The organism is Burkholderia sp. BCC0398 (genome assembly GCF_902833245.1).
GTDB classification, from domain to species: domain Bacteria; phylum Pseudomonadota; class Gammaproteobacteria; order Burkholderiales; family Burkholderiaceae; genus Burkholderia; species Burkholderia sola.
On record NZ_CADFEM010000009.1, the window covers coordinates 236,531 to 255,681 of the forward strand.

The 19,151-nt window shown below is 66.5% G+C and carries 16 protein-coding genes; 6 read left to right on the forward strand and 10 right to left on the reverse strand.

Features of this window, described 5'->3' with window-relative positions:
• The first annotated feature begins 314 nt into the window (after positions 1–314).
• Both HWX76_RS21125 and HWX76_RS21130 read left to right on the forward strand, forming a co-directional pair.
• Positions 315–1,625 (forward strand): alpha/beta hydrolase, encoded by a 1,311-nt coding sequence (locus HWX76_RS21125; protein WP_080334224.1) that lies wholly within the window; start codon positions 315–317, stop codon positions 1,623–1,625.
• A gap of 284 nt (positions 1,626–1,909) precedes the next feature.
• Complete coding sequence (locus HWX76_RS21130) at positions 1,910–2,161, forward strand: DUF4148 domain-containing protein (protein ID WP_011694888.1); 252 nt, start codon at positions 1,910–1,912, stop codon at positions 2,159–2,161.
• Between the two features lie 39 nt (positions 2,162–2,200).
• On the opposite strand, the gene HWX76_RS21135 is transcribed toward HWX76_RS21130, so the two are convergent.
• The 3 genes from HWX76_RS21135 to HWX76_RS21145 form a co-directional block, all read right to left on the reverse strand.
• On the reverse strand, positions 2,201–3,796 hold the full coding sequence (locus HWX76_RS21135; protein ID WP_050013364.1) for a thioredoxin family protein: 1,596 nt from the start codon (positions 3,794–3,796) through the stop codon (positions 2,201–2,203).
• Positions 3,797–4,047: 251 nt separating this feature from the next.
• A complete protein-coding gene (locus tag HWX76_RS21140; protein ID WP_176016300.1) occupies positions 4,048–4,548 on the reverse strand; it encodes a GNAT family N-acetyltransferase in 501 nt (166 codons plus the stop codon).
• A 99-nt stretch (positions 4,549–4,647) separates the two neighbouring features.
• On the reverse strand, positions 4,648–4,794 hold the full coding sequence (locus HWX76_RS21145; protein WP_244137993.1) for a hypothetical protein: 147 nt from the start codon (positions 4,792–4,794) through the stop codon (positions 4,648–4,650).
• Between the two features lie 349 nt (positions 4,795–5,143).
• Here HWX76_RS21145 and HWX76_RS21150 point away from each other — a divergent pair, with 349 nt between their 5' ends.
• From HWX76_RS21150 to HWX76_RS21160, 3 genes are all read left to right on the forward strand, one after another.
• Positions 5,144–7,477 (forward strand): phospholipase C, phosphocholine-specific, encoded by a 2,334-nt coding sequence (locus HWX76_RS21150; protein ID WP_176016302.1) that lies wholly within the window; start codon positions 5,144–5,146, stop codon positions 7,475–7,477.
• Positions 7,478–7,746: 269 nt separating this feature from the next.
• The gene (locus HWX76_RS21155; protein WP_050013367.1) at positions 7,747–8,016 is read left to right on the forward strand and encodes a hypothetical protein; all 270 of its coding nucleotides are present in this window, start codon (positions 7,747–7,749) and stop codon (positions 8,014–8,016) included.
• 155 nt (positions 8,017–8,171) lie between these two features.
• Positions 8,172–9,164 (forward strand): DedA family protein/thiosulfate sulfurtransferase GlpE, encoded by a 993-nt coding sequence (locus HWX76_RS21160; protein ID WP_050013368.1) that lies wholly within the window; start codon positions 8,172–8,174, stop codon positions 9,162–9,164.
• Between the two features lie 55 nt (positions 9,165–9,219).
• Here HWX76_RS21160 and HWX76_RS21165 read toward each other — a convergent pair whose 3' ends face one another.
• From HWX76_RS21165 to HWX76_RS21195, 7 genes are all read right to left on the reverse strand, one after another.
• Positions 9,220–10,686, reverse strand: coding sequence for an OprD family outer membrane porin (locus tag HWX76_RS21165; RefSeq protein WP_050013492.1), 1,467 nt, complete (start codon positions 10,684–10,686; stop codon positions 9,220–9,222).
• Positions 10,687–10,854: 168 nt separating this feature from the next.
• Positions 10,855–11,874: an oligopeptide/dipeptide ABC transporter ATP-binding protein gene (locus HWX76_RS21170; RefSeq protein WP_050013369.1), complete on the reverse strand. Its 1,020-nt coding sequence runs from the start codon at positions 11,872–11,874 to the stop codon at positions 10,855–10,857.
• The gene (locus HWX76_RS21175; protein WP_089489888.1) at positions 11,871–12,863 is read right to left on the reverse strand and encodes an ABC transporter ATP-binding protein; all 993 of its coding nucleotides are present in this window, start codon (positions 12,861–12,863) and stop codon (positions 11,871–11,873) included. Before HWX76_RS21175 ends, HWX76_RS21170 begins: the two co-directional genes overlap by 4 nt.
• A 2-nt stretch (positions 12,864–12,865) precedes the next feature.
• Positions 12,866–13,768, reverse strand: a complete 903-nt coding sequence (locus HWX76_RS21180; RefSeq protein WP_050013371.1) for an ABC transporter permease subunit — start codon at positions 13,766–13,768, stop codon at positions 12,866–12,868.
• A 13-nt stretch (positions 13,769–13,781) separates the two neighbouring features.
• Complete coding sequence (locus tag HWX76_RS21185; RefSeq protein ID WP_050013372.1) at positions 13,782–14,720, reverse strand: ABC transporter permease subunit; 939 nt, start codon at positions 14,718–14,720, stop codon at positions 13,782–13,784.
• Positions 14,721–14,730: 10 nt separating this feature from the next.
• Positions 14,731–16,344: a peptide ABC transporter substrate-binding protein gene (locus HWX76_RS21190; RefSeq protein WP_050013373.1), complete on the reverse strand. Its 1,614-nt coding sequence runs from the start codon at positions 16,342–16,344 to the stop codon at positions 14,731–14,733.
• A gap of 178 nt (positions 16,345–16,522) precedes the next feature.
• On the reverse strand, positions 16,523–17,101 hold the full coding sequence (locus HWX76_RS21195) for a cupin domain-containing protein (RefSeq protein ID WP_011548888.1): 579 nt from the start codon (positions 17,099–17,101) through the stop codon (positions 16,523–16,525).
• A 496-nt stretch (positions 17,102–17,597) separates the two neighbouring features.
• Here HWX76_RS21195 and HWX76_RS21200 point away from each other — a divergent pair, with 496 nt between their 5' ends.
• Positions 17,598–19,115, forward strand: coding sequence for a peptide MFS transporter (locus tag HWX76_RS21200; protein ID WP_050013374.1), 1,518 nt, complete (start codon positions 17,598–17,600; stop codon positions 19,113–19,115).
• The last annotated feature ends 36 nt before the right edge of the window (positions 19,116–19,151 follow it).

The following is a 19,151-nucleotide window of genomic DNA, read 5'->3' on the forward strand; positions in this document are numbered from 1 at the left end:
AGCAATTTCAGATTGCTTGAGCATAGGAGATTGCCGATAAAAGTCAATTGCCATCACAAGGGAATGCAGGTGGTGTTTCCACTTATCGATTACTTCACGCAAACGCGTGCGACAGTCCCCGAGCGCTTAGTTACACGCGTCGGCGCTATTCATGAAAAACCTAGTCATCTGACGCGCGAAATACCCTCGGGTATTCCTTGTGGCGTTTTCGTCGCCGCTCTTTTATATTGGCGCGATACGAAGAAGCGTCATGCCGCACGCGATGAAAAATCAGGTCGATCGGGCTGTCGAACAATAAGAAACCGGGGCATATCATGTACAAGAACAAAACCGGCCAGCGCGCCGGGAACAAGCGTTCTACGTGCAACATCCGTCGTATCGGCACGCATGACCGGACACGCTGGCCGGCGGCTTTCGGTACATGGACAGCGCTTCTTCGGCGGATTCGTGGCATGGTCGCGTGCTTCGCCGCACTGGCACTGGCGGGATGCACCAACCTGTCCTCGCCGCCATCGGGTAGCAGCCTTGCGGGTTACTACGGTCCGGGCACGCCGGAGTTGACGATTGATCATCAATCTAGCGACCAACCGGTGCTTTATCCGGTCCTTTACGGAACCAATCGAAAACCGGTTTACGGGCCGTCGAACAAAGTACCGGCCACATACGCCGGAGAGCGCGATCGGAAACTGCATTACGGCCGCGTATTCGTTTCCATTCCAAAGCATCATCGCATCGGCTCGCAAGGCTCGTGGTGGGGAACCATGACCGGTACCGATCCGTTTCTCCGAATTGAGAGAATCGATGAAATGGCGGACCGCGACGCATTCCTTGCGCTGGCCCGCCGGGCGCTGGGCTCGGTCACCGGACCGCAGGACGGATATGTCGTCGTCTACGTCCACGGATACAACAACTCATTCGACGACGCGGCGATACGCGCGGCCCAGTTGGGTGCGGATCTCGACATCCCGCCCAATCACATGATGCTGTTCTCTTGGCCGGCACTGCACGACGTGTTGAAATACACGATCGATGAAGCAACGATCGACGCAAGTGAGATATTTCTCAGACAATTCCTGATTGACGTCGCCGCTCACGTCGCGCAAGGCCGCAAGATTCACCTGATCGCCCATAGCATGGGCAATCGCGCCCTTCTCCGCGTCGTCGACGCGCTCGCGACGGATCCCGCTACCTCGTCCATCAAGTTTGGCCAAATCATTCTGGCCGCTGCCGACGTCGACCGGGAATTGTTCGGCACCCTCGGCGGCAGCTACGTCAAGTCATCGGACCGGACGACGGTCTATCTATCCCCGTACGATTTCGCCGTCGGCCTCTCGTCCAACGTCGTTCACGACTATCCTCGCGTCGGCTGCGGCGATAAACCCCAGGTCGATGTCCCGGGGATTGCCAACGTGGTGTCCACGCTCCCGGACGATTTCCCGTCGCATGGCTATTTCGGAGATACGTCCCTCATCCTGGCAGACGTCAAGAACCTGCTCCTCAGAAACACGCCCGCACGTTCAAGCGCCGGCTGGGCCCGCTTCCCGACCTACTGGCAGGTCGGTAACGCACCTGTCGCGTCACGTGTCGTCTGCACCACGCGCAATACCTTGACTATCTCACCATGAGCCGCCGCTGACCGCACGAATGCGCGGCCGCATCGTGTTGGGTTTTGTTCGACCCCGGCGTGATCGACCCGAGCACCCCGTTTCCCGCGACCGGTACGGTTTCATCGCGCACACCGTCTCGCGGTCGGTCCGCCCCAGCGGCCCATTGTTACCCGCAGCAAAACACTGCGTTGGGCGCGATCGCATTTTTCGCGCGCCGGCCGCGGCCTACACTGGTTTCAACGTCGCACGGCGCTTCGACGAACGAAGCGCCGCGATTCACCGGAATCGAGGAGGTCCCGATCATGAAGCGCCTGATCCAAGCCGTTGCCATCGCCCTGGCCGTCTCGGCCCCGTTCGCCGCACAAGCGCAGTCGAACCAGCCGCTCACGCGCGCGCAGGTCCACGCCGAAGTCAAGGCGCTCAAGCAGGCCGGCTTCCAGTCGAGCGACTGGTTCTATCCGGCCAGCATCGTATCGGCCGAAGCGAAGATCGCCCGCGAGCACGACGCCGGATACGGCAGCGATCGCGGCGCGTCGTCGGAATCGGGCCGGTAACGAATCCCCCGGCCCGCTCGACGATCCCCCCGCGCGTCGTTACGCCTTCACGGGCTGGATCAGCTTCGCGCACGCCGCCGCCTGCGGATCGCCGGCAGGCAGCTTCCCGCATACGCCGTCGAACTGCTTGACGACCGTCCTGACCGACGCATCGTGCGCGCCGCTACCGCGCCAGCGATTCAACTGCGTGACGACCTTGGTCAACGCACGCAGGTTCGCGCCGTAGAACGCATCCCGGGTCTTGTCGGCCTGCGCAAGCACACTGGCCGCGATCCCTTCGATGCGCGCGGAATCGTTCGGCGCCAGCTCAACCGCGTTCGCAAAGTAAGTCGCGCCCCAGCGCAGCTTCGTCGCCGGCCCGCTCGCCGCGTCGTACGCCTTGCGATACCAGTCGAGCGCGGCCGCCTTGTCGCCGCGCGCCTTCGCGTTCGCAGCGAGTCCCGACATGAAGTAGTACGGCGTGGACGAACGCGACAGCTCGGCCTTCAACAACACATCCGATTCGTCGTACAGCCCCGCGTCGGTCAGCGTGTCCGCGCCTTCGCTGACGAGCGCCTGCCGCTCGTACGCGTTCGCCGCGCCCTGCACCGACGCGGCGATCTGCTTGCGCGCGGTGTCGGCCAGCGCCGGCGCAGCGAGCGGTGCGCCGTTGCGCGCGTCGCCGCGCGCGAGCAGCACGCGGCCGTGCAGCGCCATCAGCCGGTCGATCGACGACAGCGTGGTGTCGGTCGACAGGCGCGCGAGCGCCGTGTCGTACGCGCCGCGCAACTTCGTGCGCTGCGCGTCGTCGCGGCCGAGATACGCGACCACGCGCGCGGGCGCCGCGACCAGCACGTCCGAATCGGCCCGCGACAGCGCGGGATCGTGCAGCACCGTGCGCAGCGAATCGGCGAGCGCGGCCTTGTCGAGCGCGCCGGCCTGCGTCGGGTCGTCCGACGCGGCGACCACCGCCGACTTCAGCGCGAAGCGCGCCGATTCGGCTTTCGCACCCGCCGCCCGCGCGCGTTGCGCGAGCGACTGCAGCGTCTGCGCGACACGATCGGCCGGCACCGGCAGCGCGCCGTCCGTATCCCATGAATAGTCGGCCAGCAGGCGCCATTCGTCCGGCGTCAGCGCCGCGCCGTTCTTCAGCGCGGTCGCGAGCGTCTGCCGCACCGGATGTGCGGCCGTCATCCCGAGCGACAGCGCCTGCATGTAGCGGTCGAGATCGGCTTCGCCGGGCAGCCGCGTTACTTCGGTGCCGTCGGGACGGAACAGGATCATCGTCGGATAGCCGTGCACCTTGAAACGCTCGCCGAGCTTCTGCGCGCTTTCGGTATCGCCGTCGAGGTACACGGGCACGAAGAACGACGAACGCGTCTTGAATGCCTGCTGGCTGAAGATCGTCGACTTCACCTGGTTGCACGACGGGCACCACACCGCGCCCCAGTACAGCAGCAGCGGCTTGCCCTCGCGCTTCGCGAGCGCGAACGCGGCATCGACGTCGCCGTGTTGCCACGCGATGCCGGGCGGCAGATGCGCACCGTCGGACGATGCGCTCGCCGCCGGGGCGCCGACGGGCGTGGCGGCGGCAAGCGCCGCGCTGGCGGCAGCGAACAGGCACGCGGCGGTGAGACTGCGGAGAACGGTTTTCATCGAAGCGGGTTCCGTTGAAAAAGACGGTTTCAGGGAGATGCCGCGCACGCAACGAGGGCCGTGAAGCGATGACGATGAGGCCGGCCGACGCGCAGCGCCGCGCATGCATCGATACGGAAAAGCGAAGCCAGCCGCAGAGACCGGCAAATCGTTCGACGATACGACGGGTACAGCCGAAGGAAAACGAACGAATTCTCGATTGGATATGACGCGCGGCGGCGTGTGCCGTCACGTCCGCGACGGCCGGCCTTTCATTGCCGCGCCTTGATCCGCGCCATGTGATACACGGACGCATGCACGCCGTCGCGCAACGCGTAATCCGGCGATTCGCCTTCGATGCGGAAACCGTGTTTCTCGTAGAGCGCTATCGCCGCGCGGTTGTCGGTGAACACGGTCAACTCGAGACGCGTGACGTTCAGCCAGTTCTCCGCGAGATCGATCGCGGCCGCGAGCAGCCGGCCGCCGATGCCGCGCCCGTGACAGGCCGCGTCGACCATCATGCCGAGCGCCGCCGCGTGGCGCCGACGCGGATTCGGCTCGGGATGCAGGCCGAGATGGCCAACCACCGTACGGTCGATTTCGGCAACGAGGCTCACGCCGTGCTCGCGCAGGTTGTCGAGCCGCTTCTGCCATTTTTCGAGCGACGGAAACGGCTGCTGCAACGTATTCATGTACACCGCGGGATGCGCGGCGATCTGCCGGATCGCGTCGACGTCGTGCGTCTCGCAGTGCCGGATTCTGATATCGGTCATGGGTGGGCCGGTTCCGAAAAGTCGCGTCAAGGCGCAGGCTGCACAACCGCGCAGCAACGCAACGAGCTTAGCCGATTTCATGCATTTGAAACACGGAGGTCACGCGGCGCCCATCACGTTGCATCCACAACGAAACGCGCGCGCCATCGTCGCGAAATCCGGAAAATTCCGACCGGTCACACCGGCGGCGATCGGTAATTTCTTACCTTCTTCAGCCTCGCATCGCGCTTGAACGAATCGTTGCATGCACAACGTCACGTGCGCGACATGCGATGTCATTTCTTCATCACGTCGACGTCATGTCGCCTCCCTAGACTGGGCGCCGCCCGAGCCCGGCATGCGCCGGGCCGGTGCGTGCCGACACCTGCCCCGCGCATCGCGAGCGCGCGGCGCACGGGACCGCGACGACGAGGCCGCCGCATCGGCGCGACGTCGGATGCCGGGCGTCGCGTGTCGGGCGCAACGCGCGCACCACCGCGACGTGCGGCCGACGCACCGAACGCGCACGCATCGGCGATCGTCCCGGGGCGGGACGACGCCCGGGCACGACAAGACGCACTCACGAACGCTCCCACCTTCACAGGATCCGAACGCCATGACGTCACGCCGCAAATTCCTTCAGCAGACCGCCGGCTCCGGCCTCGCCGCCGCCGCACTGTCCGCATTTCCGCCGAGCATCCGCCGCGCGCTCGCCATTCCCGCCTTCCACGAAACGGGGACCATCCAGGACGTCAAGCACGTCGTGCTGCTGATGATGGAGAACCGCGCGTTCGACAGCTACTTCGGCACGTTCAAGGGCGTGCGCGGCTATGGCGACCGCTTCGCGGTGCCGTCGCCGAACGGCCGCGACGTGTTCTGTCAGGCGTACACGAAGGGGACGCCCGCCGCGACCGTGACACCGTATCACCTCGACGCGCGCCAGGGCAACGCGCAGCGCGCGGGCGGCACGCCGCACACGTGGGCCGATTCGCAGGCCGCGTGGGATCACGGCCGGATGAATCGCTGGCCCGACGCGAAGACGCCGCTGTCGATGGGCTATTACGACGCGGCCGAAGTGCCGTTCCAGCGCGCGCTCGCCGATGCGTTCACGCTGTGCGACCACTACCACTGCGGAATGCACACGGGCACGATCGCGAACCGCCTGTTCTACTGGAGCGGCACCAACGGCCCGAACGGCATCAGCCCGGCCGACGGCAATCGCGTGAAGATCGCCGCGCTGAACAACCAGTTCAACGGCGGCAACGACATCGGCCCGTCGAGCCAGGGCTGGACCTGGACGACCTATGCCGACCGGCTGCAACAGGCCGGCGTGAACTGGAAGGTCTACCAGAGCCTGATCGACAACTTCGGCTGCAACGAAATGATGAGCTTCCGCCACTGGCGCGCGGCGATCGAGCAGATGCCGGCCGCGCGCCGGCCCGCGTATGTCGCGTCGACCGACATCACGCAGCCGGTGACGGCGGCCGGCGCGTTCTACGACCCGACGATCGACGATCCGCTGAGCCCGCTCGCGAAGGGCTTCGGCAACACGATGCCGTACGGCTTTCTCGAAACGTTTCGCGACGACATCCGCAACGGCAAGCTGCCGGAAGTGTCGTGGATCATCCCGCCGTCCGCGTACAGCGAACACCCGGGGCCGTCGAGCCCCGCGCAGGGCGGCTGGTACGTGCAGGCCGTGCTCGACGCGCTGACGGCGAACCCGGAGGTCTGGAGCAAGACCGTGCTGCTGGTCAATTACGACGAGAACGACGGCTTCTTTGACCACATGCCGTCGCCGGCCGTGCCGTCGCGCAACGCCGACGGCACGCTCGCGGGCGGCCATACGCTGTCGGCCGCCGACGTCGCGGTCGAGTACCACGACTTCGCGCCGGCCACGGCGAGCCAGCCGGCGGCCGACGGCCGTCCGTACGGCCCGGGCCCGCGCGTGCCGATGTGGATCGTGTCGCCGTGGAGCCGCGGCGGCTGGGTCAATTCGCAGGTGTTCGACCATACGTCGACGCTGCGCTTCCTCGAGGCGCGCTTCGGCGTCGCGGAGCCACAGATCAGCGCATACCGCCGCGCGGTGTGCGGCGACCTGACGAGCGCGTTCAACTTCCGCACGCCGAACGACGAGCCGCTGCCGACGCTCGCGGGCCGCACGACGAAAAGCCAGGTCGACGCGCTGAGCGCCGCGCAGCAAGCCGCGCCGAAGATCGTGCCGCCCGCCACGCCCGCGCTGCCCGCGCAGGCCACCGGCGTGCGCCCGTCGCGCGCGCTGCCGTACGAGCTGCATGCGAGCGCGCGCACCGATGCCGGCGCCGGCACGGTCACGCTGAAGTTCGCGAACACCGGCCGCGCCGCCGCCGTGTTTCACGTCTATGACAAGCTGCACCTCGACCGGCTGCCGCGGCGCTACGTCGTCGAGCCGGGCAAAAAGCTGCACGGCGACTGGGCCGCGCGCGCCGACGATGGCGGTAAATATGACCTGTGGGTGCTCGGCCCGAACGGCTTTCACCGGCGCTTCACCGGCGACCTGAGCCGCGTGGCCGGCGCTCGCGCGCCGCAGCCGGAAGTGCGCGTCGGCTACGCGGGCGCGAGCGGCAACCTCCACCTGCGGCTACGCAACGACGGCGGCGGCACGGTGCGCTTCACGGTCAAGTCGAACCAGGTCTATGGGCCGCTGTCCGGGCGCGGCGCAAACGCCGACCACGGTCATGGCCACGGCAACGAAAACGGCAACGGCCATGGCGCCGGCACCGTGTGGACGGTCACGGTGCACGCCGGCGACCAGTCCGAACTGCACTGGAAGCTCGACTCGACCGGCCATTGGTACGACTTCATCGTCACCGCCGACAGCGACGCGAGCTTTTCGCGCCGCGTGGCCGGCCGCGTGGAAACCGGCCGCCACTCGGTCAGCGATCCGGCGATGGGACTCGCCGACCGCTTCTGACACCGCCGCGGCGACACGCGGCGCAGCGCGTGTCGCCGCCCGCGCCGGCATGGCCGCGAACGCCGTTCGGGTACCGGTTCCGGCCGGGCCCGATGCGGCGCAGACGCCCGCCCGGCGCGGCTCAAACATCAGAAGGATCGGTGGTGTAACCCTCTTTTCGTCCCCACGAAAATGCTCCGTGTCGCGGCCCGTTCGCGTTAAACTGCGTCAAGCTGTATTCAACAAAGACATCTTTGCCGCTACGGCACCACGACACGAGGATAGGTTCGATGCGCACTACCGGCTCATCCGGGGCAATGACCCTGCTCACCGAACACGACGCGGCCGACGGCCGCGAACTGCGCTCGCTCCGGCTCGAGGCAACGGCCGACGGCAAGAGCGTGCTGCTGATCGAGGTCGACGAACGCAAGCCGGGCATCCACCGCGAGGTCCGCTACGAGATCACCCCGGCCGAACTGATCGCGGCGATCCGCTCGCACGGCGCCGAGTTGCCCGGCGAAAACCACGGCGCCGCATCGCTCGCCCGCACGCCGTCCTGATTCCGAACGGTGAGCCGCGTGCAACGCGTCGGCTCACCCACATCCCCCTGCCGCCGTCAGGCGCTTTTGCGTCATTCCCGCCGCTGTGTTGAAAAAGGCCGATAATCGGTCCATCTGCGTTTCCCGCCCACGCGTTTCCTTTTCGGCCAGCCGTCATGCTCCGTGACCTCGTCGCCCAGTACGGGCCGCTTCTCGTGTTCGCCAACGTACTCGCGGCGGCCATCGGCCTGCCGGTGCCGGCGATGCCGACGCTCGTGCTGTTCGGCGCGATGTCCGCGATGCATCCGGCGATGATCGGCTCGCAGCTCGTGACGGTCGTGGTGATGTCCGTGCTCGGCGCGCTGATCGGCGACACGGTCTGGTACGTGGCCGGGCGGCGTTACGGCGGCACGACGCTGAAGACGATCTGCCGGCTGTCGCTGTCGCGCGATACCTGCGTGAAAAAGACCGAACGCTTCTTCGGTCGCTACGGCGTGCGCGTGCTCGCGGTCGCGCGCTTCATTCCGGGCTTGTCGCTGGTGTCGGTGCCGATGGCCGGTGCGCTCGGCACGCGCTATCGCACGTTCGCCGGCTACGACGCGCTCGGCGCCGCGCTGTGGACGATCGTCGGGCTGGGCGCCGGCCTCGTGTTCTATCGGCAGATCGACTGGCTGTTCGCCGGCGCGAGCCGCCTCGGCCGCGCGGTGCTGCTGGTCATCGTCGCGCTGCTCGCGATCTATGCGGCCGTGCGGTGGATGCGCCGCCGTGCGCTGATCCGCCAGCTCGCGAACGCGCGGATCGGCGTCGACGAGCTCGACGTGCTGCTGCGCGACGCCACCGCCCCGGTAGTGCTCGACGTCCGCTCGCCCGAGCATCGCAAGCTCGACCCGTTCACGATTCCCGGTGCGCAGTTCGCCGACGAACGCCAGATCGGCGACATCGTCGCGCGCTATCCGCTCACGCAGAAATTCGTCGTGTATTGCTCGTGCCCGAACGAAGTGACGGCCGCGCTGATGGCGAAGCGCCTGCTCGATGCAGGCTTCACCGATGCGCTCGCGCTGCGCGGCGGCCTCGATGCATGGCGCGATACGGGCCGCCAGCTCACGTCGCTCGTGGAAGAGATGCCCGCCGCGAACGATTCCGTGGCGGGCTGGCACAAGCCGGCGTGATCGCACCGATCGCAGGCCGGCCCGTACGACACCGGGGACGTGCGTCCCCGTTCGATCAGAACGCGTGCAGCGGCAGGTTCACGACCAGACGGTACTCGGTGTTCGTCGCGTCCGAGTAGTGTGCCGAGCCGTTGTGCCACATCGCGATGAACGTGACCTTCGTGTTCTTCAGCTTGCCGCTCTGGAACGTGTACGACGGGATGAAGCCGAACTCGTGGTGACGGCCCTGCACCGGCGCGCCGTTGCTCCAGTAGATGCTCGACTTGCTCGGGTCGTTGGCCGCGCCCGCGCTGCCGTCCGCGCCCCAGCCCGTCACGCCCCACACCATCGCCTTGAAGCCCGGCAGGCCCGCTTCCTTCCCGTAGAACGTGTAACGCAGCTGCAGCGATTTTTCGTGCGGCGCGTTGTAGTCGACGTCCATCGAGTTGGTCAGGAAGATGCCGTTCGTTTCGTTCAGGTAGTCGAAGAACTGATCGCCGAGCACGTGCTGGAAGCCGAGCAGCAGTTCATGCGGGCCGTGCTGCGCGGCGAGCGACAGGCTGTACGCGTTGTTGTTGATCTTGCCCTGCAGCGCATCGCCCGTGTCGTGCGTCGAATAGACGTTGCCGAAGCCGGTCCACTTGATCGTCTGCGGGCTGCCGATGCTGTGCTTCACCGACGCGTAGTACTGGTGCCACACGTCGTCGGCCTGGTTCGCGTACAGCGCGACTTCGCCGTTCGGCGAGTAGTCCCACGTGCCGCCGACGTACGACAGGCGATTGATGCGCGTGCCGCCGTACTGCGTCGTCAGATTCGTGAGCGTCGTATGGCCGCGCGCGTCGGTCTTCGTGAAGCTGCCGGCCTCGAGCATCACGTTCTTGAATTCATTGCTGACGAGCGTCGCGCCGAGGAACGTCGGCGGCAGCGCGCGGTTGTCGTGCTGCTCCATGAACGGGTTGTCGACGGCCTGCAGACCGTACTTGACCACCGTGTTCGAGATGCGCGCCTTGATGTCGTAGATGCCCGGGTACGCCCACGCGAGCTGGTTGCCGCCACCGCCGCCCTTCGCGATGTGCACCATGCTGCCGGCGCCCTGGCCGCCGTCGAGCTTCAGCGCCGCATACAACGACGCGTCGAAGCCGATCCCGATCAGGCCGGTCGTGTAGCCCGATTCGAAGTTCGCCATCGCGCCCTGAACCCACGCATGACGATGCGGCCCGCCCTTGTTGTCGAGCACGTCCGCATAGTTGCGGAACAGGAAGTCGAGATGGCTGTCGGCGATGAAGCCGTTCGATTTCGACTGCGCCGACGGCTCGTCGGGCGGCGTGACGGCCTGGGTCGCCTCGGCGTTGATCACGGCGTTCGGGGTCGTTGCCTGCGCAACCGACGTGCCCGACGCGGCGACCGGTGCGGCCTGCGCGACCGTCAGCGGCGCCGCGTCGTCGGCGTGCGCGACACCCGTCAGCGAGACGCCGGCGAGCGCCGGCAGCCCCCATGCAAGCAGCATCTTCGATGCCGTCCCGATCCTCTTCTGCTTTTTCATCGTAATCATTCTCGTCTTGTGTTGATATCGTCCACGCCGGTTGCGATCCGCTTCCAGCCCCCCGGCGAGCCCGGCTAAGGACGCGCCTGTACCCGCGGCGCGAAGATCGTTCGCGCCGCACCTACCCCTGTTGACCTGCCTTGGTTTTGTTTGCTGCGTTACTTCACATCACGCCGCGCCCGCGCGGATGCACGCGACGCGCGCCGCCGACCCCTGCCGCACTTCCGGCAGCGGCACGTCCTGCGCGCACGCGTCGATCGCGACCGGACAGCGCGTGCGGAACGCGCAGCCGGACGGCGGGTTGAGCGGCGAGGGCATCTCGCCCGCCAGCAGCATCGGACGGCGAGCACGCTCGCGCGCCGGCTCCGGCGTCGGCGCCGCATCGAGCAGCGCCTTCGTGTACGGGTGTTGTGGCACGCCGTACACGTCATGCCGCGTGCCGAACTCCATCACGCGGCCGAGATACATCACGAGCACGCGCTGGCTGATGGCCTTCACCACCGCCAGGTCGTGCGCGACGAACAGATAGGACAACGACAGTTCGCGTTGCAGATCGCGCAGCAGGTTCACGATCTGCGCCTGGATCGACACGTCGAGCGCCGATACGGGCTCGTCGCAGATCACGAGCTTCGGCTCGCCGATCAGCGCGCGCGCGATGCCGACGCGCTGGCACTGCCCGCCGGAAAATTCATGCGGATAACGCAGCAGGTGATGCGCGTTCAGGCCGACGCGTTCGAGCATCGAGATCACGCGGCGGCGCACTTCGGTCCGGCCGAGGCCCGGCTGGTGCGTGACGAGCGGCTCGGCGACGACCTGCTCGATCGTCATGCGCGGATCGAGCGATGCGAGCGGATCCTGGAAGATCATCTGCACTTCGCGCCGCATCGCGGTGCCGCGCAGGTGATCGGGCGCCACGGCCTGGCCGCGCCATTTCACGGTGCCGGCCGTCATCGGCACGAGGCCGATCAATGCGCGCGCGAGCGTCGATTTCCCGCAGCCCGATTCGCCGACGAGCCCGACCGTCTCGCCGCGCTTGACGTCGAACGACACGCCGTCGACCGCGCGCAGCGTGCCCTTCGGCGACCACGGATAGCCGCCGAGCGGCACGCGGAAATGCACTTTCAGATTGTCGACGGACAGCAGCGTGTCGTCCGTCGCGCCGGCTTGGCGGCGTTCATCGACGCTCATCGCAGACCTCCCGTCAGATCGGCCAGGGGCCGGTGGCACGCGCGCACCGCGCCCGCGGCGCCATAGGTTTCGAGCGCCGGGCGCTCGGCGCCACAGCGTTCTTCCGCATACGTGCAGCGCTTCGCGAACGCGCAGCCGGCCGGCGCGGTGCCGGGCATCGGCGGGTTGCCGGGAATCGCGACGAGCGGCGCATCGTCCGCGTCGGTCAGGCGCGGCAGCGCGTTGAGCAGCCCGATCGTGTACGGATGCGACGGCGCCGCGAAGATCGATTCGGCCGGCGCATATTCGACGGTGCGGCCCGCGTACATGACCATCACGTCGTCGGCGAGGCCGGCGACCACGCCCATGTCGTGCGTGATCAGCACGATCGCGGTGCCGCGCTCGCGGTTCAGCTCGCGCAGCAGGTCGATGATCTGCGCCTGCACGGTCACGTCGAGCGCGGTGGTCGGCTCGTCGGCGATCAGGATTTCCGGCTCGGACAACAGCGCCATCGCGATCATCACGCGCTGGCGCATGCCGCCCGAGAACTCGTGCGGATACATGCGGATGCGGCGCGCCGCATCGGGAATGCGCACCGATTCGAGCGCCTCGATCGCGCGCTTGATCGCTTCCTTGCGCGACAGCCTGCGATGCAGCTGCAGCGTCTCGGTCATCTGCCGTTCGATCGTCAGGAACGGATTGAGCGACGTCATCGGGTCCTGGAAGATCATCGCGATGCGATCGCCCCGCACCGCGTTCAGCGCGCGCGTATCCATGTCGAGCAGGTTGTCGCCGCGGTAGCGCGCGGCGCCGGTCGTCGTGCCGTTGCCGGCCAGCAGGCCGAGCAGCGCCATCACGGTCTGGCTCTTGCCCGAGCCCGATTCGCCGACGATGCCGAGCGTCTTGCCGGCTTCGAGCGAGAACGACACGCCGTTGACGGCGTCGATCGGCGGCGCATCCTTGCGCGTGAAGCGCACGCCGAGGTTTTCAACTTCCAGTAGAGCAACCATCTTCAGCGATCCTTCGGGTCGAGCGCGTCACGCAGGCCGTCGCCGACGAAGTTCACGCAGTAAAGCGTCACGCACAGCATGACGGCCGGGGCGAGCAGCAGCCACGGCATCGATTCCAGTTTCTGCGCGCCGTCCTGGATCAGCACGCCCCAGCTCGTCATCGGCTCCTGCACGCCGAGGCCGAGGAACGACAGCACCGATTCGGTCAGCACGATGTTCGGCACCGAGACCGTCGCGTACACGACGACCACGCCGAGCAGGTTCGGCACGACGTGACGCAGCACGATCGATGCCGGCGACACGCCGATCGCGCGCGCCGCATCGACGAACTCGCGATTGCGCAGCGACAGCGTCTGGCCGCGCACGACGCGCGCCATGTCGATCCACGAGAACGCGCTGATGGTCAGCACGACCAGCATGAACGAGCGGCCGAACAGGGTCATCATCAGGATCGCGATCAGCAGGTACGGGATCGCGTACATCATGTCGACGACGCGCATCATCACGGAATCGACGCGGCCGCCCGCGAAGCCCGCGGTCGCGCCCCACGCGACGCCGAACAGGCCCGACACGAGCGTGCCGAGCAGGCCGACCTCGATCGATACGCGGCCGCCGATCAGCGTGCGCACGAGCAGGTCGCGGCCGAGCTCGTCGGTGCCGAACCAGTGCTGGTTCGCCCAGGTCGGCGGCAGGCTGATCGACGCCCAGTCGCTCGCGGCGGGATCGGCCGCGAGCAGCCACGGGCCGACGAAGCAGGCGAGCGTGATCAGCACGAGCAGCGCGAGGCTGAACAGCGCCGCGCGGTTGTGAAGGAAGCGCGCGAACGCGAGCTCGAGCGGCGAGCGCGAATGCGGCGGCGAATCGGTCTGCACGGGCAGGCCGACGACGGGAGTGGTCGGAGTCATCGCTGTGCCTCGCTCAATAACGGATACGCGGATCGAGCCACGCGTACGCGAGGTCGACCAGCAGGTTGAACAGCACCGCGAAGACGGTCGTCATCACGACGAGGCCAAGCACCAGCGTGTAGTCGCGGTTGATCGCGCCGTTCACGACGAGCTGCCCGACGCCCGGCAGCGCGAACACCGATTCGGTGACGACGGCCGCGGTGATCGACGTGATGCAGACCGTGCCGAACAGCGACACGACCGGCATCAGCGCGGGCTTGAGCGCGTGGCGCAGCACGATCGTCGAGCCCGGCAGGCCCTTCGCGCGCGCGGTGCGGATGTAGTTGCTCGACAGCGTCTCGATCATCGAGCCGCGCATCACGCGCGCGAGCAGCGACACGTTGATGAGGGTCAGCAGCGCGATCGGCAGCAGCCGGTACTGCCAGCCGCCGTCGCCCCAGCCGCCGGCCGGCAGCCAGCCGTTGCCGGCCGACGTCTTCAGCAGGATCGCGAAGATCCACACCATGACGGGGCCGAGCACGAACGGCGGCACGACGTTGCCGAAGTTGCCGATCAGCATCACGAAGCGGTCGATCACGCTGTCGCGGCGCACGGCCGCGACGGTGCCGAGCAGCACGCCGAGCACGATCGAGATCGGGATCGACACGCCGCCCACGCCGAGGCTCACGGGCAGCGCCTTCTTCACGAGATCGTTCACCGACCAGTCGACGTAGCGGAACGACGGGCCGAGATCGCCGTGCAGCAGCGAGCCGAGATACAGCAGGTACTGCTTCCACAGCGGCTCGTCGAGGTGGTACTTCGCGTTCAGGTTCGCGAGCGTCGCGGCGGACAGCTGCTTCTCCGTATCGAACGGGCCGCCGGGCGTGAAATGCAGCAGCAGGTAGCAGACGGTGATGACCGCGAGGATCGTCGGCACCGCCCACAACGTGCGCCTCAATGCGTAGGCCAGCATGATCGCTCCGTCAGTGCTTGATCAGGTACATGTCCTGCGAAGCACGCATGTCGATCACGTTCTTCAGCGAATAGCCGCCCACGTACGACTTCACGAGACGGTCGGCCGAGTACTGGAACAGCGGCACCATCGGCGTGTCCTTCATCGCCATGTCGTGCGCCTGCGTGAGCAGCGCGGTGCGCGCGTTGTCGTCGAGCTTCTGGTTGCCTTCCTCGACGAGCGCGTCGACCTGCTTGTTGCAGTAGCCGACGGTGTTCTGCGAGCTGCCGCAGCGGATCAGGTCGAAGAACGTCATCGCGTCGTTGTAGTCGGCGAACCAGCCGTCGCGCGCGATCTGCACCTTGCCGTCATGCCGCTGCTTCATCAGCACCTTGAACTCGACGTTCTCGAGCTTCGTGGTAATGCCGAGCTTCGTGCGCCATTCCGATGCGGTGAACAGCGCGACCTTCTTGTGCAGGTCGTTGGTGTTGTACGTGAGCGTGAACGACAGCGGCTTCGCGTCCGAATAGCCGGCCTGCTTCAGCAGGTCCTTCGCGGTCGCGATGCGCTTGGCCATCGGCCACGACGCCCATTCCGGCGTGAACGGCTGCACGCCCTTCGTGCCGTTCGGCATCAGCCCGTACATCGGCTTCTCGCCGGCCTGCGTGAGCTTCGACGTCAGCACGTCGCGATCGATCACCATCGACAGCGCCTGGCGCACGCGCTTGTCCTTCAGCGCCGCGTCGCTGTTGTTCAGGAAGTAGTAGTAAGTCGCGAGCTGCAGGCCCGGGCGCAACTCGGCGCCGAACTGCTTGCTGACCTGCTGGAAGATGCCCGACGGAATCGAGTAGCTGTAGTCGATCTGTCCGGCCTGGTACATGCGCATCGCGGTTTCGTCGCTTTCGATCGGCAGGTACGTGACCTTGTTGATCACGACCTTCGGCGCGTTCCAGTACTTCGCGTCCTTCGCGATCACGATGCGGTTGTTCGGCTGCCAGTCGACGAGCTGGTATGCACCGTTGCTGACGAGGTTGCCCGGGCGCGTCCATGCGTCGCCGAACTTCGCGACCACGTCCTTGTTCACCGGCACGAGCGGCGCCATCGCGGTCAGTTCGGGGAAGAACGCGACCGGCACGTCGGTCGTCACTTCCAGCGTGTACGGATCGACGGCACGCACGCCGAGCGTCGACGGCGCGGCCTTGCCCGCGATGATGTCCTTCGAATTCTTGATGAACTCGACGAGGATCGTGTACTTCGAGCCCGTCTTCGGATCGACGAGGCGCTGCCACGAATAGACGAAATCGGCGGCCGTCACCGGCTGGCCGTTGCTCCACTTCGCGTCGTGGCGAAGCTTGAAGATCCATGTCTGCGGCGTCTTGCGCTCCCACGACAGCGCGACGCCCGGCACGACCTGGCCGGCCGCATCGATGCGCGCGAGCCCTTCGAACAGGTCGAGGCCGATCGTGTTGCCGGTCCACGATTCGATGTGCGCCGGGTCGAGCGACTCGACTTCGGCCGGCACCTGTCGCGTCAGGTCCTGTTGCGGAGCGAGCGCGACGTTCGACGGAACGGTTACGGCGTGGGCGACGGGCGTCGTCAGGGCGAGCGCGGCCAGCACGGCCGACATGGCATGCAAGGATTTCATCGTGGCAGTCTTGAGAAGGTGGTTCGGTGGGCGTCGCGCGGCGGATGCCGCGGCTTACGCGTGAGACGCTGACGGGGGCAGCGATTGAGGAGGCCCGTGATTCTCGTATTGCATGTTAGTATTCCTTACATTTCTTTCGACAGGTATCCCGTCGAAGAAACGAAGGAATACCCGTGCGTTAGAACAGTCGCGGCGTACCGACCCAGACCACCACCGACTCGATCTTCGCGGTGTTGACCCAGCTGTGCGGGACCGTCGACTGATAGTGCGAACTGTCGCCGGCCTGCAGGACGAACGTCTTGCCTTCCAGCGTCAGCGACACTTCCCCTTCAATCACGTACAGGAACTCCTCTCCTGCATGTGTCGTCACCTCGGACCGTTTCTGCCCCGGCGGCATCCTCACGAGGATCGCCTCCAGCTGGCGCCCTTCGGACACGTTCGTCAGTCGCGCGAACAGGTTCGCCGAATCCGCAAACCCGAAGAAGCGCAGCTGATCGCCTCGGCACACCGAGCGTTCCTCGCTCGGCGTATCCACGAAGTACTGCACCGTCACGCCGAGCGCGTGGGCGATACCGGCCAGCGACGTCAGTGACGGCGACGCGAGCCCGCGCTCGACTTGAGACAGAAACGGCTTCGAAATCCCCGCGGCGGTAGCGGTGTCGTCGAGCGTGCGCTTCAGACGTTGGCGCAACGCGCGAATCTTGCTGCCCAGTGCGACAGCGTCTGCCGATCGCGAGTTTTCAGTGGGGGGAACCATAGCAGGCCGAAAAGTGGTCGTCAAAAAATGTTTGATGGAAAGTAACTAAGTTAATTCGAGATAGCTTAATCTTCGGGTTCGCCCCCGTCTTCGGCGTTGAGCCCGGTGCACTAAACAGGGCCCGAAGCGAGCGAAACGACGCGCTATCTTGCCAGACTCGCAGCCTTCACAGGCAAGCTGCAAGCGGCTCTCCGGGAATTTGCGGAGAACCGGCGTCAAGCTTACAAGTAGATGATGAGACAAATGTTCCTGAAAGCTGCTGCCATATCGGGAGTTTCCCTAAGTGGCGCGGACCCGACGCACCGGACCGGCAAACGTTACCATTCGCGCGCCGGTCGGGGCCGCGCTCCGCCTTCCCAGGTGGAATCCGTCCCCGGCCCGAGCTAACCGCTCGACTGCTCCATCGCCGATGCCAGCCTACCCGGCCACAGTGCTCCGGCGCCAGTTCGACCTTAAGGCGACGCGCGATCCGCGCCGTCCGTTTCAAACGAGATTGATGATGCACGCACCTGTTTCACAGACCCGATCGTTTACGACGGTCTTCCTCATCGAAATGTGGGAGCGCTTCGGCTACTACGGCATGGCCGCGCTCCTGGTCCTCTTCATGGTCGACCGGCTCGGCTTCACCGACAGCCACGCGAACCTGACCTGGGGGGCCTTCACCGCACTCGTCTACGCCGCGCCGTCGATCGGCGGCTGGATCGGCGACAAGGTGCTCGGCGCCCGCCGCACGATGATCATCGGCGCGGCCGTGCTGTGCGCCGGCTACCTGATGCTCGCGGTGCCGAACGATCAGCTGACGTACATGTACGCGTCGCTCGGCGTGATCGTCGTCGGCAACGGCCTGTTCAAGGCCAACGCGGCGAACCTCGTGCGCCGCATCTACGAAGGCGACGACGCGCGCATCGACAGCGCGTTCACGATCTACTACATGGCGGTCAACATCGGCTCGACGGTGTCGATGCTCGCGACGCCGTGGATCAAGGATCACTGGGGCTGGCACACCGCGTTCGCGGTCTGCTGCGGCGGCATGCTGCTCGCGATCCTGAACTTCATGCTGATGCACCGCACGCTCGCGCACGTCGGCTCGCAGCCGGACGACCAGCCGATCCGCTGGAAGCGCCTCGGTGCGGTCGCGGCCGGCGGCGTCGCGCTCGCGCTGGTCACGCTGTACGTGCTGCAGCACAAGCAGCTCGCGGTCGCCAGCGTGTGGGCGGCCGCATTCGCGATCCTCGCGATCTTCGCGTACATGATCGCGAAGTCGGAGCGCTCGGAGCGCGCGGGCCTGATCGCGGCGCTCGTGCTGATCGGCCAGGTGATCCTGTTCTTCATCTTCTACGTGCAGATGTCGACGTCGCTGACGCTGTTCGCGCTGCGCAACGTCGACCCGCGCTTCATGCTGTTCGGCACGACGCTGTTCACGTGGAGCGCCGCGCAGTTCCAGGCGCTGAACCCGATCTGGATCATGCTGCTGAGCCCGGTGCTGGTGTGGGTCTACAACGCCGTCGCGAAGGGCGGCCGCGACCTGCCGGTCGCCGCGAAGTATGCGCTCGGTTTCGGCGCGGTCGCCGCCGGCTACCTGGTGTTCACGATCAGCGGCCGCTACGCGGTCGACGGCCGCGTGTCGTCGTGGTTCATGGTGTGGGGTTACGGGCTGTACTCGCTCGGCGAGCTGCTGGTGAGCGGCCTCGGCCTCGCGATGATCGCCCGCTACGTGCCGGCGCGCATGAGCGGCTTCATGATGGGTGCGTATTTCGTCGCGACGGGCGTGTCGCAGTATCTGGGCAGCGTCGTCGCGAACTTCGCGCAGATGCCGTCGCACGAGCTGCCGGCCACCGAATCGCTGCCGCTCTATCTGTCGCTGTTCGAGAAGCTCGGCTGGCTCGCCGCGATCGGCATGCTGCTCGCGCTGCTGCTGCTGCCGCTGATGAACCGCCTGTCGCGCCAGCATCAGCGCTGCACGGACGAGCGCCGAGAAGAAGCGCTGCAGGCGCAGGCCGCCGCCGCGCAGTAAGTACTATCCCTCGGCGTGCGGCGTGCACGCCACATT